This is a genomic window from Peptoclostridium litorale DSM 5388, from assembly GCF_900141635.1.
GTDB lineage: Bacteria > Bacillota > Clostridia > Peptostreptococcales > Peptostreptococcaceae > Peptoclostridium > Peptoclostridium litorale.
Window position 1 is genome coordinate 1 of record NZ_FSRH01000015.1, and the last position, 17,318, is coordinate 17,318.

General features: G+C 48.8%; 8 protein-coding genes. 7 read left to right on the forward strand and 1 reads right to left on the reverse strand.

Going from position 1 to position 17,318, the window contains the following annotated elements:
- A partial coding sequence (gene tnpA / locus BUQ87_RS12570; protein ID WP_416389733.1) for an IS66 family insertion sequence element accessory protein TnpA occupies positions 1 to 207 on the reverse strand: 207 nt, incomplete at its 3' end.
- 270 nt (positions 208 to 477) lie between these two features.
- On the opposite strand from tnpA, the gene BUQ87_RS12575 reads away from it, so the two are divergent.
- The 7 genes from BUQ87_RS12575 to BUQ87_RS12605 all read left to right on the forward strand — a co-directional run bounded on the left by BUQ87_RS12575 (position 478) and on the right by BUQ87_RS12605 (position 17,225).
- Complete coding sequence (locus tag BUQ87_RS12575) at positions 478 to 4,794, forward strand: hypothetical protein (protein ID WP_038266585.1); 4,317 nt, start codon at positions 478 to 480, stop codon at positions 4,792 to 4,794.
- Positions 4,795 to 4,839: 45 nt separating this feature from the next.
- Complete coding sequence (locus tag BUQ87_RS12580) at positions 4,840 to 11,133, forward strand: IPT/TIG domain-containing protein (protein WP_052636229.1); 6,294 nt, start codon at positions 4,840 to 4,842, stop codon at positions 11,131 to 11,133.
- A gap of 191 nt (positions 11,134 to 11,324) precedes the next feature.
- A complete protein-coding gene (locus tag BUQ87_RS12585; protein WP_038266581.1) occupies positions 11,325 to 12,977 on the forward strand; it encodes a hypothetical protein in 1,653 nt (550 codons plus the stop codon).
- A 29-nt stretch (positions 12,978 to 13,006) separates the two neighbouring features.
- Complete coding sequence (locus BUQ87_RS12590; protein ID WP_038266580.1) at positions 13,007 to 14,548, forward strand: S-layer homology domain-containing protein; 1,542 nt, start codon at positions 13,007 to 13,009, stop codon at positions 14,546 to 14,548.
- Between the two features lie 414 nt (positions 14,549 to 14,962).
- Entirely contained in the window at positions 14,963 to 15,646 is a 684-nt protein-coding gene (locus BUQ87_RS12595; RefSeq protein ID WP_038266578.1) for a YveK family protein, read from the forward strand.
- Positions 15,647 to 15,655: 9 nt separating this feature from the next.
- Positions 15,656 to 16,429: a CpsD/CapB family tyrosine-protein kinase gene (locus tag BUQ87_RS12600; protein ID WP_038266574.1), complete on the forward strand. Its 774-nt coding sequence runs from the start codon at positions 15,656 to 15,658 to the stop codon at positions 16,427 to 16,429.
- Positions 16,422 to 17,225 carry a tyrosine-protein phosphatase gene (locus tag BUQ87_RS12605; protein WP_052636226.1) on the forward strand — a complete coding sequence of 268 codons (804 nt, stop codon included), beginning with the start codon at positions 16,422 to 16,424 and terminating at the stop codon, positions 17,223 to 17,225. The genes BUQ87_RS12600 and BUQ87_RS12605 overlap by 8 nt, the downstream gene beginning before the upstream one ends.
- Positions 17,226 to 17,318: the final 93 nt, after the last annotated feature.

Here is a 17,318-nt window from a genome sequence, read left to right on the forward strand (position 1 = left end):
AGAAACACAAACGCTTGCAAATTCAAATCCGCAAAATCCGAAATCCTCCTCCGGAGTGGATGCTGCACTGCGAATCTTCCTGATCCAATATCTTAGAGTACTGACCTTGATGTCATTTTTTTCGCACCAGGCTTTTTGAGTGAGATTGCTTGACTTGAAGTCGCTTACGCGGCTAGTCCAAATTTCTCTACTTTCATCTATTTTCATAAAAACACCTCCGATTTAATATCTTTGGTGTATTATCTCATTTCTTACTTTTGGAGTCCATGTGGGTTGTATTTGACGGATACTTCTATTTTGAAATTTGGCGGTTTTTGGGAGTTTTTGTCCCGGGTTTCACTTTGCAGGAATATTTTTATGTTACAGTTCCATTAAAAGTAAAGAAAAAAGTCGGTTTTTCCGATAAAATATATGTAGCGCATTTAATATAGATGCTGAAGGGGGGAGGGTCCGCAAAATGATTTGCGGACATGCCAAATGAACAATAAGAGACATGAATCAGATAGATCAAAAATTGAAACCAGGGACATAGCATGTTCAAACAGCCACAAAAGATGGGGCGGCATTATTTCAAACAGAGCCGCAAATGCGGCGGTTTCAATGGTGCTTGCAGGGGCCATTGCACTGTCCCCTATGGGAAGCCTTATGCCGTACTATATGGCAGACCTGGAAGGTTCAGCAGTATACGCCCAGTCCCAGACCTCGCAAATGAGCATAAAGCTTACGGGGCAGGACGGAGATGACGGTATAATAAACGACGCCGAGGCGGGAGTAAGCCGCGCGATGAGGGAGATGGCGCTGGAAATAGGCGATAATTTCGAGGAGAGCAGGAGCGGCTCGTCATCTGGAATAAGGATATACGCAAACGGAGCTGACGAGACATACAAGTTCGAAATCCAAAAGGACAGCGAGCTCGGAGGCAGGTTCAAAATAAAGCTCAGGGAAACCGCGGTGGGCTCTGAAAGCGCGTACAAGTTGCAGAAATTCGCCCTCTACACGCTGTACATACCGGAAGGCACGTTTGTGACAAAGTCGGGGGACATACCCTGCAGGGCCGTGTCCCAATCTTTCATAACGGACACTGACGAGGAGAGGATAAGCCCGACCATAAAGGCCTCATGGCCCAAGGACGACGACAAGAAGGTGGCGTCTGAAGGCGGCCTTGTGGCATTTGAATTCCCGTATGACGTTGAGTTTGCGGAAGGCACCATGGTGGTCGACGGTAAGCTCCAAAACGCATCAGACTTCATCCGCATAGCAACGACTCCAATAAGCCCGTACATACCTTCGTACAACATACCGCCGAGCTACGACCAGAGCGACTCGGCAGAAAACTTCAACGTGTACATACTGGGAAGGACACTTGTCATAGAGCCCAAGGTCGGCAAGCTGAAGGACTTTGCAAACTACACAGTGGAGCTTAAAAACAGGACCGTTTACTTCAAGGGGAGCGAAGCGGGCAAGAAGATATACAACACGTCTCCCGGAAACTACTCCGAGTGGACGGAGCTTGACTTTTCAACGGGCGACATGGTGGAGTCCTCATATCCCCAAAACGACCAGGAAGGGGTCCACGTGGAGCCGACTATAGAGATAGACTTCAAATACCCTGTGGAGTTTGTCGAAGAGTTTAAAAAGCTCGGCAGCATAAGACTTACTGAAGACGGGTCTGAAAAGATATCGCTTGGATACGAGGACATAAGGATAGAAAACGACGAGAAAAACAAAAAATACAAGCTTATAATAGACGTGAACGACGAGGGGGAGACCCAGCACAGGCTCAGGAGAAACACTCTTTACAAGCTTGCGATAGACCCCGACACTGTAAGGTTCAGGGACTACCCGATATACAATGAAATGACCGAGATTTCATTCATAACCGGAAGCGATGGGGAAAGCCCCCACGTCAGCGCGTACACATCTGGAATATCCGCAAATGACGACATAACAAATCCTGAAAGCGGCCTCAGGCCCGACGGCTCCATATACGTAATGATGGACAGGCCTGTTTCATGGGACAAGAAATTCGACCCTGAAAAGCTTGAAAAGGCGGTAAAGCTCTACAAGATTCCAAAGGCATCTGAAAAGGACTACGACAGCGAAGGAGTGCTTTCAGACATAAGGTTCGAGTATGAGTATATGGAAGACTACGGAATGGTGTTTGTGGATGAGCTCATGGAGGAGATCCCGCTTGAGTCGGTCGAGATTGGAGAGGCCGCGGGGACGCAAAACGCAATAAAGGTAACACCCAAGGCTCTGTCTGGCAAAAGGCCTGCCCTTGACCCGTTTTCGAGATACAAGATATTCATATCCAAAGAGTATGTAGAGGATGAAAACGGATACAACATGAAGGAAAACATAAGCGAGTACATATGGACCGGGGCGAAAAGCGATTCGTATTCCGCAGACTGGGACCTTTCGAAAATATCGGCAAGCTCCATAGAAAAGGGGGAAAGCGCCCCGTATACGGACCAGTACAAGCTCCACGGAGTTCCGGCGTACCTTCCTTACGAGGGAGGGGATGACAATCCTATAGTTCTGTACATAGATTCCAAGGCTTATTTGAACCAAAGCGAGTCACAGATAATAAACGTAAAGGGAGAGGGCTTTGCAAAGGACACTTTAAGGTCTATGGCTCTCGAAAATGTTCAGCTGAGAAGCGGATACTACCCTCTAAAGTCGAAGATACTCTACGAAGGCCAAAACATAGACACTATGCTTGCAGGCCAGCAGATGCAAATAGAGCTTGACGACGTTATAGCGGGCTCTGGAACTAGGTTTGAAAGCCAGACGCCTCAGACGGCCTCCGTGACTGAGGACGGCAGGATAAGGGCTCTTTCGGAGGGGAACGCGAGAATAAACGTAATAACATCCGGCGGAGAGCTGGCTGCATGGGTGGAGATGGAAATAAGCCAGACCGACGTATACGCAGAGCACATAAGCGTTGAATACGAGGGATCCGGGTCAAACCAGAAGACAAAGATTTCGATATACCCCGACAAGAAGCTCAGAAGCGGAACATCTTACATGCTCACGGTGCCAAGGGGCACATTCGTATCGGCCTGCGGGGAGGATGTCAAAGAGCTCCAGATAGAATTTGCAATTGCAGGAGACAGAAATGGAGAGGTTGGGATATACGAATTGCAGCCTTCCAAGATAAACTTCCTCGACATAGCTGCGGGGGAGGCGAAGTTCTATATAGAAGGGTACAACTTCTACGAGGCCGTTGACTCGGTGCTCATTTCCAAGAAGGACGATGAGAGCACAAAGTTCACGATATCCCAGGAGGACATATACTTCAAGAGCGTGAACAGGCTCGAAGTGGCCATAAGGGGAAGCGTGCGAGACGAGATACTCTCCGACAGGGGAAGGTACACCGGGCTTTATGGAGTGCAGCTCAGGTTCAAGGACGGAAAGGACTGCTCCAGCGCAGACGACGCACTTGAGCTTTCGGTTACAAACAGGCCTTATGTAAAGGAGAAATACCCGCTTGAAGACGGATTTGACGAGAAGGGCCTTTCACACCCGATAAAAGACGAAAAGACACAGGGGCTGAGCTTTGCAAGGGTTGTATTCGACGAGTCCATGGACAAGGTGTGGGTGAATTCGGACATAGGGCTTTCAGCGCTAATGCTCAGCAGCGTAAAGTCAAAGGGAAGCTCTACAAACCTTGTGGACATAAGCTTCATACAAAAAATAAAGGACATGGGGGAATACGACAGGCAGAAGGAGATAGAAAAATACCTCCTTATAAAGGACGATGAGAAAAAGACTGCTACGCTGTACATCCCGGTAAGAGGAATGCTTTCGGACACGGAGTACGAATTCACACTCAAAGAAGGGGTCATCACGAACAACCCTTCTGGAATAAGCGCCGACGAGGACGAATTCAACGAGCAGATATCGTGGAGTGCAAGGTCTCAGGGCGAGCCCGTGATAGGAAAGGTCATGATAGGAAGCGCGCCGCAGGACTATGACGACGACCAGCACATGCTCATAAGCGGAAACTTCGGACAGGACGCAAGGGTGTACTTCGGTGATGAAGAGGCGCAGCGCGTTGAGATTTCACAGGACGGAACCCAGATGAAGGTCTACCTTCCGCACGGTTCGGGAAGGCTCGACCCGGGCGTTTACGACGTTCGGATAGTGAACGATTCCAACCACGAATTCACGATATACTCGGGATTCACAGTGGTAAAGCAGACCGACCTTCAGGTGGGCTCCCAGGAGAGGGTCGTGGAGGAGGACTCCAAGGGAGACATAGTCCAAAGCGTGCTTTCAAGCCAGGGGATAATAAGGCTAAAGCCGAGCTATTCGGACGACAAGAGGCTAAAGCTAAAGGTATCCGAGCTTCTTTTGGACCCAAGGTCCGTGAGGCTGGAGCTTGACGCCGACGAGGGCGAAGGAATAGGCGAGCTTGAGCTTGAATACGACGATTCGAGGTCTGTGAAAATATACGGGCTTAGGCTTTTGGAGGATTCTGACGACATGCCCACAAGCATTTCAATAGGAGAGGCCGACCCGGCTGCAAGGGACATCGTAAGGAAAAAGATACTCATGCTCACGCCGAAATCGGAGTTTTTCCAGGTCAAATGCGAAAACGCCGGGATAGGCGGGGCCGACCTGGCAATCCCTTACACGGCATCGTATGGAAGGGACCTTATAGTGCTGAGGTACGACTTCAGGACAAGGGGAATATACGAGGAGATTGACGTCTACATCGACGAGTCCGAGTCGGTTGCGAAGGTCATGAGCGAAAGCCCAGGAGTATTCGTGGTAGTGGAGAAGAACTAGAGCGCGATATAAGCGTTGACGATAAAATCATGAGGCGGTGAAGACGTGTACGACAAAAATGACAGAAGATCATGCAATGCCCTGTTCAAAAGGCTCGTTGCGGCCATTCTCTCGATATCCATGGTGCTTGGAGTGCTGCCGTGGGATGAAATAGCGGGAATATACGCGTATGACGAGGAGAGCTACTATGTAAACAAGGTAATAGTGACAAAGATATACGGAAGCGGACTTTACGACGTGACCCACACTAAGATAGCCCTGAAGGGTTCAAACCTTAAGGACATATCCATAGTGGCCGAGACGTCTCAGGGTCTTAGGACGTACTCGAATCCGGAAATAAACACGTCGAGCGCCGTGGAATTCACAATAGACGGCAATGTCGTGGGAGAGACCATAACAGTCGGTTCGGCCGACATATCCATAGACCAGGCCAACATACCTACAATGTCCAAGATAGACAAAAGGGTGGTCAAGGCGGGCCAGGAAGGGATATCGATACAAGGTGCCAACCTCGACAGGGTGGGAACCGTTGATGAAGGAGTGTCATACGGAGCGTATTTCGAGGACAACTCGGGATCTTCAGGGCAAAAGAGCCTTCCGGTTACTTCAAACAGCGAGGGATCGCTTTCCACGGGAAGCATAAACGGAACTCTGGGCCTCCAAAACATCATATTCAAGAAGCAGTACTCCAAAGATGTCAACTTCAATAACGACAGCGGGACCAAGACTGTCGAAGTGACAATACAAAACACATACAACGACCAGTTCAGGCTTATAGACGGGATAACAATGAGCGGCCTCAACATGAACCCCAACAGGGGCCAGGTCAAAGACGACATAATATTCACAGCCGACAGCGGGCTTGACGATTACGACGTGTTCCTTATAAAGGACCTCACCGACAAGTTCACGGACTACAACAAGTGTACAGACCCGGTATTCAAGCCGGATGTCGACGAAAAGCAGACGCTTACCGTCAAGGTTCCAAACTACAAGCTTGGATATATAGAAAACGGCGAGTACTATGTCGTTATAACCAACAAGATTCCAACAGGGGCCGACCCGGAAAAGTCAATAAACAAGCAGTACGTGCTTTCGGAGAAGTTCACAATAATAGACGCCAGCCAGAAGATGAAGATACTTGCTCCGCTTCAGCCGGACAAGGGACCGGACTCTGGAGCTAGGGTCGAGGTATCGGGTGTGTTCTTCGGATCGCTAAACATAAGTGAATTCAGGCCGGTGAACAATAATATAACTGTCAAGGAGCCTTCGGGAATAGACGAGGAGATGACAGTCGAGTACTCCGCAGGGAAGTACAAGGAGCAGAATGTTACAAGCGCCAAAAGGACAATAAAGGTTCTTGTCGGAGGGGTGGCCAAATTCGCCAAAAAAGAGGACGGGAGCTCATACGAGTATTCTTTCGAGCCCCAGCTTGACAAGCTCACCATAATAACTCCCCAGGTCACAGACGCGGAGACCGACCCTGTAAAGGACGTTGTTGTGGAGACTGTTACCACAATAACCCTTGAAGGCGGGGAAAAGGTGATAATAAAGGAAAGGGCTGAGCTTGAAAAGGGGTATACGTACGAGCCGAGCAAGGTGACTCCTAATGTCTCGAGCATAACGCCTCAAAAGATTTATGTTGAAAAGGCCGCAGACGGATCATACGAGATAAACCAGGATACGATGGTTGCCGTTTACGGCTCAAGCATACTGATATACAAATACACAGACTCGGAGGGCGTGGAAGAGGTAAGGTATCCGATAGTGGAGCTTGGAGCGGATGTCAGGCTCAACAAGAACAACAACCTTGACGAGTCAAATCCAGAACTTTTCCTAAAGATTTTCGACAGCTCGGACAGAGAGCTTGATGGAAGCAGTTCAAGCCAGCTGGGCTCCAAGATACTTACGATAATACCGAAGGGAACCAAGGTTCAAAACCTCGGAAAGACTTTCATAAAGATAATAAACCCCGTGAAAAACGACGTCATAGAGGGCAGGTCGGGTTCGCTGCAGTATGCGGTTGAATTTGTAAGCCCTGACGTATCGAAGATGCCGGTTATAGAAAGCGTAACTCCAAACACAGTGACAACTGAAGGAGGAGAAGAGGTTGTAATAGAAGGTTCCAACTTCCAGGTAGGAGCCGTAGTTATAATAGACGGAAAAGAAGTTGCCGGAATTACGAGGCAGCAGGACGGAAGAAAGATTACTTTCAAGGCTCCAAAGGGCAGGGAAGGACTTACACAGATACAGGTTGTCAATCCTGAAGGCGGTATTGCGATAGCTGAGTTCAGGTATGTAAAGACCTATACGGACCCCAAGATAGTCAGCTTTTCGCCCAAAAAGGGATCGTCGGGAACCCTCGTGGTCGTAAAGGGTGACAACTTCGTAAAGCCGGACCCTACGGCGGGCGAGTCTGACATACTCAAGCTCGTTGGAACAAGGGTGCTTCTTGGAGGAAAGGACATAAACAGCTACAACAGGGACCCCGTTACAAAGAACATAGTCCTAAAGGGTTATGTGGCTCCAGGAGGGCAAAACGAAGATGAAACAGGAAAACTTGTGAGAATAGCCCAGGACACGCAGAAGCTGAAGCTTGAGGACTACTACCACAGCGTTGTGATGAAGGACACAGGCACGGGCAGGTATTTTACAATAGATTTCGACTCGAAAGGCGACGTTCAGCTTTCGAACGGAACAGAAAGATTCACAATATTCAAATCGGCTGATTCAATAAAGGCGAGAAGGGAGTCTGGTCAGGAATATGTGGTTTCCATAACCACAGATCCGGAAGGCGCAAACGACAGGAGCGACTACCTTGAGATGGACCTTGTCGGCAGCGAATCTGGAGCCGAATACAAGCTCAAGCTCATGACTCCGTTTACAGTCGATTCGGGTACGATGATAATAGACGGAGACAAGGTGAAGGTAAAGGGAATAGACGAGCTTTACTTCTGGGTTCCGGTGCTGGAGGCGGAAGGCTATTACGACCTTACAGTCCAAAACCCGGACACCAAAAAGGATTCAAAAGAGGGCCAAAGCGGATTCTACTACTACAAGCAGCCGTATTCGGACCCCAACATAACCCTGATATATCCAAAGGAAGGCTCCGTTGAAGGCGGATACAGCATAACCATAAGCGCCGACTCGAAAGACGGAAGGGAGTGCTTTGTCGACAACGGAGAGGAAAAGACAAGGGTCTTCATAAACGGAGTGGAAGTCGAATCGGACAATATAACCGTGTCGACTGACGGATTTTCAATAGACGCTGTGGTTCCCCCTCTTGGATTCGACCTGCAGCAAAAATACGGGGTAGGAAGGCTGACAGTTCCGGTGGTTGTTACAAACCCGGACGGAGGAACTGACGGCGTAGAAGAAGGATTCACATACGTGGTTCCAACTTCGCATCCAAAGATAACAAAAATGGTTCCGGGAGAAGGAAGCGCAGCCGGGGGGAACATCGTAGAGATAACCGGAAGCGACTTCAGATTCTTCGAGCCGTACACGGACTCGAACGGTGACGGGGCGTGGAACCCCGGAGAGCCGTACCTTGACCTCAACGGACACAAGGTAAACAAGACTGACTGGACAAAGCAGGTGGACGACGGAACTCTCGGACCTGACGATTTTTCTGGAAGAGACATTCAGTTTCTCCGTGAAAATCTTGAAGGCGAGTATGACAGCCTGATAAATCCTGTGCTTCCAAAGGTGTTTTTCGGCAAGAAGCAGGCCGAAATAAGCGAGCTTTCAGCCGGATACATAAAGATTACGGCTCCGCTTGGAACTCCAGGGAATGTCGATGTTTACGTTGTGAACAACGACTCTGGAATATCAAACAAGGCGACATACAAATACAGCTCTTCAAAGCCGGCCATAGACCAGATAATACCGGCGAAGGGTCCCAAATCGGGAAAAAACGACATTGAGATATTCGGAAGCGGGTTTTCAAGCAGCACTATAAGCGTATACGAAGAAAACGAGGCAGGCGAGATTTCAAAAGCGGACAAGAAAATGCCTGTCATAAGGTTCGGTGACGTGTCCAACAGGGACATCCCGAGAGACCAGCAAAACTCGGGAAGGATAGACAGCTCGAGAACCACTGTCGAGCTTGCGGGCGGACTCAGGATAGAGTATGACGGAAAGGCGGACAGGCTGAGCATTTCGTCTTCAATAGACGAAAAGACTTTCTCGGTGGAGCTTGAATATACAGACGACAAGGTCTACATCCCGCTTTGGCTGATGGAAGACGAGCATGGAATCCCGTACAGCGCGTATGAGATGATGAGCGTCGAGGTTACAGACAAGAGGCTTATCGTGGACAAGGGCTTCTCGCCTTGGGCCCAGATTGTGGACTCGAACCACATAGAGGCGAAGGCGGCTTCATACCACACCATAGGAGAGGTAAGCCTCAGGGTCATAAACCCTGACAAAGGGGAAGTCATAGGAAAGTACGAGTACAAGAATCCGGACAGCAGTCCCGAGATAATCAGCATCGAAAAGGATTCAAGGCCGCCCGAAAGGACTCTTTACGACTTCGGGGCAAACCAGAAGATGATAAAGCTTGTAAAAGTGACATACAAGGGCGGAAACACCATAACCATAACAGGAAGCGACTTCAGGGAGAGTGCAGGAGTGCAGATAGGCAATGTAGTCGGCATAGCGCCGTCGGACATAGACTACACCCTTCCTTCGAAGATAACATTCACAATGCCTTCTGTCAGCGAAGAAGAGGTGGGAAAACTCCTCAAGGTGATAGTGATGAATGAAGACGGTGCGAGCGCTTCTTCCGAAGACTCAAAGCCTGAGGCCATATACATCATGTTCATAAGCGGAGAGACGGCTCCGAAGGTTGAAAGCGTCAACCCTTCAAAGGGCTCAAGCATAGGAGGCGAAGAGGTCGTGATAAAGGGTAGCGACTTCAGGGCCGGAATAAGCGTGTTCTTTGGCGAGAACGCGGTAAGGCAGCAGGACATAACCCTCGTGGACTACAAGACGCTGAAGGTCATAACTCCTGCGGGAGCCTCGGGGACTGTGGATGTAAAGGTTGAAAACACCGACGGAGAGCTTGGGGTTTTGAGCGACGGGTTCACATATATAAGCAGCCCCATAGTTACCAATGTCTTAGACTTTGAAAAGCAAAACGAGAAAAAGAGAAACATAAACATAGACGGCGGCGAGGTGATACTCGTAAAGGGATCGGGATTCGAGGAGGGCTCGGCGGTATACTTCATGCCTGTGCTCGAAGAGCTTGAAGACGATGCCCAGGCGGACCTCTACATAGGGACGAAGGGATACAAGTTCAAGGACTCTGCGGAGGCCGCAAAGGTCGAGTACATTGACGGCGAGACCCTCAAGGTCACAACTCCTGAAGGAAGGCTTGGAGAAGGCGGCCTGATAGTCGTAAACTCCGACAAGGGTTCAAGCGAGATATACAGTGGAATAACATACGGCCTCGAGGAAATAGATGCGCCTGAAAACGCAAAGGCCGAGATAATATACGACAGGTATATAAGAATAACCTGGGATGAAGTCGACGGGGCGACAGAGTACGAGATATACGTTTCGGAAGACGGAGGCTCGTACAATTTTGCGGCGACCACGGGCGAGACGAGCTTCATATACCAGGACTTAGAGGAAAACACGGACTACAGGTTCAAGATAAGGGCCGTTGGAAACATTTCGACGTCAAACCCTTCAACTGAGACCAACGAGGTCACAACCGGAAGCGACGCGGGATACGAGGACAAGGACGGAGAGCTTGCCGAAAAAACAACCATAAGCCTCATGGGAGACTCGGTTCAGGTCGTTATAGGAAAGGACAGCTACAGGGACAAGACCGTTATAGACCTCACATCCACAAAGCTTTCGTCGGCGAAAAGGGCAGTGATAAGCATACCGCTCGAGGTTGCAAACTCTTCGAGGGCTGCCGACATAGAGGTCATAGGAAGGGATTTCGCGCTCCAGTTCAACCCCAGTGCATTCAGCCAGAGCGCAGTGGACGAGGACGGCGCAGGGGTGAAGTTCACCATAAGCCCGTCAAGCGAGGGTGCGGGCTTCGGGCAGACGTCGCTTTCAAATGAGTACGTCATGGAGGCGCTAGTGTACAGCGCAGGCTCTCAAAGCCAGATATACAATGCAAGCGGCCCTATAAGCCTGACAATGGACTATGACAGCGCAAAGTATGCCATGAGGAGGATGGAAAGCGCATATATAGCCTCTTACGACTCGTATTCGGGAACGTGGAGAAAGATAAGCGACGCGTCTTCGGGCTACTCGTCATCGGCTTCAGCCATTGTTTACAAGATGGGAAGGTACATGGTTGTAGGAGCGAGGCGCTAGTTCAAAAGCATAAAAGGCAGTGCATTATTGCTCGCACTGTGGAAAGGCATTTGCATTTCATTTGAATCGGCCCGCGAGGGCGGAATAACCGGCAATCACTTTTGCTTGGGATTTTCCACAGGCTCGCACAAAGACAACAAGGAAAAACATATTGAACCATATACAATTTTTTATAAGGAGGTGCTTTGGAAATGGCGGATTCAAAGGGTTTTAGAAGATTTATCTCATCAGCTGCCGTGCTGATAATGGCGGTTTGCATGCTGGCCTATCCTGTTGAAGGATTTGCCGCGGCGAAGGCGCCTGCGGGAAGCCTTGAAGGATTCATAGTCAGCATATTCGGGAACACTGTGACTCTTGAGGACTACGACGGGGACGTCCACACGCTCTTCACGGACGGGAAGACCCAGCTTTCGATGGACATGGAAACCGTCTACAATCTTTCGGAGTTCAAAAGGGGAATGGAGGTCTACATTGAATACAAAAGGGACACCATAACCTACATGGACGGATACTCCACCGAAAGCTTCGGGCAGATAGACGCAGGAAGCAGATGGAGAAGCGGGCAGGTCACAATGATAGACCGTGACAGGCTTGAGATAATGGACCTTCTTGGAAACAGGGAGATATACAGCATCAGCCCGGCCTGCATAGTGACAAGGGGCGGAATAAGCATAAGACGTGAAGAGATAGGCGAAGGAGACAGGGTAAAGCTCTATTTCGACACGTACGACACGATGACCGCCGGCAGGATTCAGGTCCAGGGCAGGTCGGTTCTGCTAAAGGGCATATACAAGGGCCAGCTGGCCATCTCGGACAGGTATGACGACTCTCTTTCATTCGAAGGGCTCAAGATGCTCAAAAACGGGAGCTGGGAGGATGCATATTCTTCCAACATGAAGCTTTCTCCGGACTCGAAGATATACATTTCGGGAAGCTCCGTAAGTCCTGAAAACCTGAAATACTACAGGGGAAAGACGGCATATCTTGCGGTAAAGGACTTTTTCGGATCGGACTCGGTGGAGAAGATGGTTCTAAAGGACAGGTTCGAAAGGCTGTATTCCGAGAGGATAGACGAGAAGAGCCCCTACAGCTCACAGGTGGAGCTTTCAAACAAGACGAACATAAACATAACGCAGGGAAGCATAGTGGTCAAGGGCGGAAGGCTTGTCGAGGATTCCACGATATCGCAGGGCCAGACAGCCCTCATAGTGGCGGATTCGTCGTATGCCGGCGAGAGCGCCAATGTGGTGATGGTGGCGGGAGAAGGAAACGCGCCTTCAGGGCTTAACGCAAGCTATATATACAGCGCAAGGCTTGGAATGGTTCTTCCCTACTCAGTAGAGACGGAAAACCTTTATGTGCTCCAAAACCACGACTGGGCGGCCATGGAAAACATGGCTTTTTACTACGACGAGGACACGTTCATATACGATGTGGACGAAGAAGAGGTGATAAGCGTTGAGGACTTCTCTTCCGGAAAATACGCCCCTGGAAAGGCCAAGGGAAAACATGCGTACATATACGGGGACGGGGACAGGATATCATTCATTTCAATAAAGGATGAAATGGACTCGCTCGGAGCGATAAGAACAACATCGGGGCTTGCGGACTCTGTATATGAAAGCTCGAAGACTGGCTGGATGGTGGAAATGAGGGATGCGAGCGACTACAGCGCAAAAAAAGAAAAGTGGATGCCAAAGAATAATTCTGTTAACATAATATTAGAGGACGCCCTCATAATAAAGGGCTCGAAAAGTATAGAGCCAGGGGATATTCTTCCGGGCGACAACCTTTACATTGTAAGGGATGGAGCTTTTGCCAGGGTCGTTTACATAAGGCCGTAAACCGACAAAAAAAGTGGAAAGGTGATTCGATGAAGAAAATTTTTTCAGCGCTAATTAGCATGTCTCTTGCATGCATGCTCGTCACCCAGAGCGCATTTGCAGTTCCGCCGGGGTTTTCAGGCGGAGTAAACAACGAATATGAGTACGAGGAAGTGCTTTTCATAACGGGAAAGCCCATAAGATTCGTGGGGGAGATAACGATATCGGAAAGCAAGAAGGACGAATCCGGAAAGCTTTCCTACAAGTTCAAGCTAGAGCCCAAGGACAGGTCAATAGACGCCAAGCTTTCAAGGTCCATAAGCATAGACACCCAGTACACAAAGCGTGATGACAAGGGGCAGACGATAGGGGACGCCGTGATAGGAAGCTACAGCGAAAAAATAGAAGTCGGCGAAGACAAATACGAGCTTGAGGACTTCCAGTTTTCAAAGTCTGACATAATAGACAACAGGGCGGCGTCGGATTTTCTTTCCGGGAACTTCAAGGGCAGAAAATACTACAAGATAAACAAGACGGAAGGCAGCGTGACAGTGGACATATCAGGCGGGGACGTGGGATATGAAAACTTCTGGGGAGCTACCGGAACAAACATAATAGACTACAAGATAGACTACAAAAGGACCATAGCCGGAGAAGACGGGGCGGACGACGAAAATGTCGACTGGAGCGGAACTGCAAGGGCGACGGTTTCGGACAGCACGTCGAAATCCCTCAGATACTCCGCGAACGAGGCTGGATTTTCAAGCTTCAACGGAGGCCATATGAGGGTTACAAACAGGGAAGTCACATCGAGATACAGCTACAGCCTCCCTGACATGGACGACGAGAGCGTTGGGATAGACCAGGGGGACGGCGAAAAGACCGCTCCGGACGGAGGAAGCGACACGGGAAGCATAGAGATTTCAAGGGAGATGTCTCCTAAAATAGAAAGGCTGATAGTCCCTAAATTCAGGGACCTTTCAGGCCACTGGGCGCAGTCGGACATAGAAAAGCTATATTCCCTCGACGTTTTGGAGGAGAGCGGGGACTTCTTCAGCCCGGACGTTCCTATAACAAGGATGGAGTTCATAAAGGGAGTGATGAAGGCCTGCAACATAAGGCCTGAAATGGAAGACGGCAAAAAGAGCAGCTCTAGGTCGAGAAGGCAGCCTGCCGAAGAAGCGGTGTTTACGGACATAGACGTGAAGGACGAGGACTACGCGTATATAAAGGACGCCTACCAAAAGGGAATAATAAAGGGGGAGCAAAGCGGAAAGTTCTATCCCGACAGCCCCCTTACAAGAGCCCAGGCAGTCACGATACTGATAAGGGCGCTTGGGTTTGAAAACAAGGCTCCTACCCCGGGATACTACAGCGGCTTTTCAGATGACAGGCAGATACCGTCATGGGGAAAGGCCAGCATATACATGGCCAGGGAGATAGGGCTAGTTCAGGGCGACGAGCAGGGAAGGTTCAATCCGAATGCCGTAATGACAAGGTCTCAGGCCAGCGTCATGATAGTCAGATTCCTCGAATTCCTCCAGAGGGACCTTCAGAGGGACTACAGGGAGAACATAGTATATTACAACTAAAGACAGAAAATAAAAATTTATACAGTCAATATGGAACTCAAAACGTTGGAATACAGCGGAAATTGTGGGATGGCTGAAACATATTACAAATAATGGATGTGACAAAAGACCTACATTTCTGCTATAATATAGCATAAATAATACAAAATTGAACATCAAGTGAATTATATTTGCATTCCCTGCCAAAGGAGAGGCTCAGGCCCCTTTTGGCAGGGAATGTTTGCGTTTTAGGGGGATGTCGAAAAAAGCTGCATAATATCAAATGCTGTACAGAAAAGTAAAACATTGGAATATGCTGGCGAACCCCCCTGCAAAGGCTTTGCGGCGGGACTTTACGAATCTGATGTAAAAACATTGAAAAAAAGAGAAAAAATGTATTGCGCTAAAAATAATTAATAAGGAAGGTGTGGCGATTTGGAAGAGACTATTGATATCAGGGAATACTTCGAGATGGTGAGAAAGAGGATTTGGATGATAATCGGGATATCGGCGTTTTTCATGGCTGTCAGCGCTGCGGTCAGCTTTTTAGTGCTGGAGCCGGTATATCAGACGAGCACGACCCTGATGGTGAACAAGGCTAAAGACGACATAGACAAGATAATAGACTATCAGGATGTCATGCTCAGCCAAAAACTTGTCAACACATACGGGGAGATAGCCAAGTCGAAGGTGGTAATGAGCAAGGTGGCGGGAAAGTTGAATCTTAAAATGAGCACAGGACAGCTCATGGGCAAGGTCAGCGTCACTCCTGTGAAGGACACTGAAATAATGAGAATAACAGTTTCGGACAATGACCCTGCGCTTGCCGTGAGCATTGCGGACATCACTGCCGACGTGTTCATGGAAGAGGTCTCGAGGATAATGAATGTTGAAAACATCCAGATAATAGACAGGGCTGAAGTGCCTGCAGGGCCTGTAAAGCCGAATAAAAACATGAACGTGGCGATAGCTGGAGTTTTGGGAGTAATGCTCGGGCTTTTCATAACTTTTATGATCGAGTATCTGGACAACACAATAAAAACGCCTGAAGACGTCGAAAAAAATCTGGGGATACAGGTTATAGGAATGATTCCGGTGTTTGAACAAATAGAAAAATAGGAGGGCAATATGAATCTGCTAAATGAGCTTATAGTTTATCAAAAGCCGAAGTCGCCAATATCGGAGGCTTACAGGAGCCTCAGGACCAACATAGAATTTGCGAACGTGGACAATGACAAGAAGCTGATACTAATAACCAGTTCCAAGCAGGCGGAGGGCAAGTCTACGACTGTCGCAAACCTGGCGGTGACAATGGCCAACATGGGCAAAAAGGTTGTGATTGTGGATGGGGATCTTAGAAGGCCCAGAGTCCACAAAATTTTCGGACACACCAAAATAGGGGGGGTGACGGAAATACTTCTGAGCCACTGCAGCTATAAGGGATGCGTCAAAAAGACCGAAGTGGAAAATCTCGACATAATAACGTCGGGGCAGACTCCGCCGAACCCTTCAGAAATGCTAAGTTCAAACAGCATGAAACAGATTCTTGAAGAGGTGAGAAACGACTACGACTATGTTTTCATAGATTCGCCGCCCGTTGCCGCCGTTGCGGACGCCGTCATACTGTCTGGAATGGCGGACGGGGTCGTGCTGGTTTGTGCATGCGGCCGCGTGGAGGTGGACATGGTTAGAAACACCCTTCAAGCCCTTGAAAACGCAGGGGCGTATGTAATCGGAAGCGTGATAAACAATATAGATGTGCATGACAAGAAGTCGGGTTACTACTATTATTCTCCATCTTATTACGGATACTGCGAAGATTCAAACGAAAAGAGAAAAAGGAAAAAGCGAAAAAAAAAACAAGCCCAGTCAGGGCTGAAGGCGGCGTCGGGAAATGATTGATATGCACTGCCATATACTTCCCGAAGTGGACGATGGATCAATTAGCATTCATGAAACCATAGAGATGGCGAAAATAGCATATGCAGATGGAATAAGGGAGATAATAAACACATCGCATTTTCACAGCGAATCTGACGATGTGACGGGACTCGAGCTTTTGAAGACTGCAAAAATGGTAAACGAAGCACTCGAAAAGGAGGGGGTGGGAGTCAGGGTGCACGTTGGAAATGAGCTTTACTGGAATGAAGGGCTAATGAAGAATCTGGACAGCGGAGGTTTTTACACGCTGGCGAAAAGCGACTACGTGCTTGTCGAATTTCGTCCGGACAAAATCCCCCCCGACATTGAGGACGTGGCGTATGAATTCATTATAAGGGGATACAGGCCCATAATAGCCCACATAGAAAGATACATCCAGGTGGTAGATGACATAGAAGTTGTGGCAAAGCTTATAGATTCGGGATTTCTGATACAGATGAATTCAAGGCCCATAACGCTTGGGACGGGGGGCAGGGTCGAGAGCTTTTGCAGGGAGGCCCTCGAAAGAAATATGGTCCACTTCGTGGCAAGCGACGCCCATGACAGGAGCATTAGGACTCCGAGTCTTGCCGCGGCGTATGAAAAGGTCAAAGCCATAACGGGAGAGGAAATTGCCAGGGAAATATTCTTGGCAAACCCTGAAAAGCTCCTGAAAAACGAAGATATAGATCCTTTTGAAATAATCGGGCAAAAAAAAGGGGGACTGAGGAGGTTTTTCAAAAGACACAAAAAGCAAAAGGGAGGTGTCCTTGTATGAAGCTGAATTTAAAAGCATGGAAAAGGCCGAAGCTGCTGCGGTTATATACAGGTGCATTAACTACGGGCGAAAAAATGAAATTCAATACAAAAA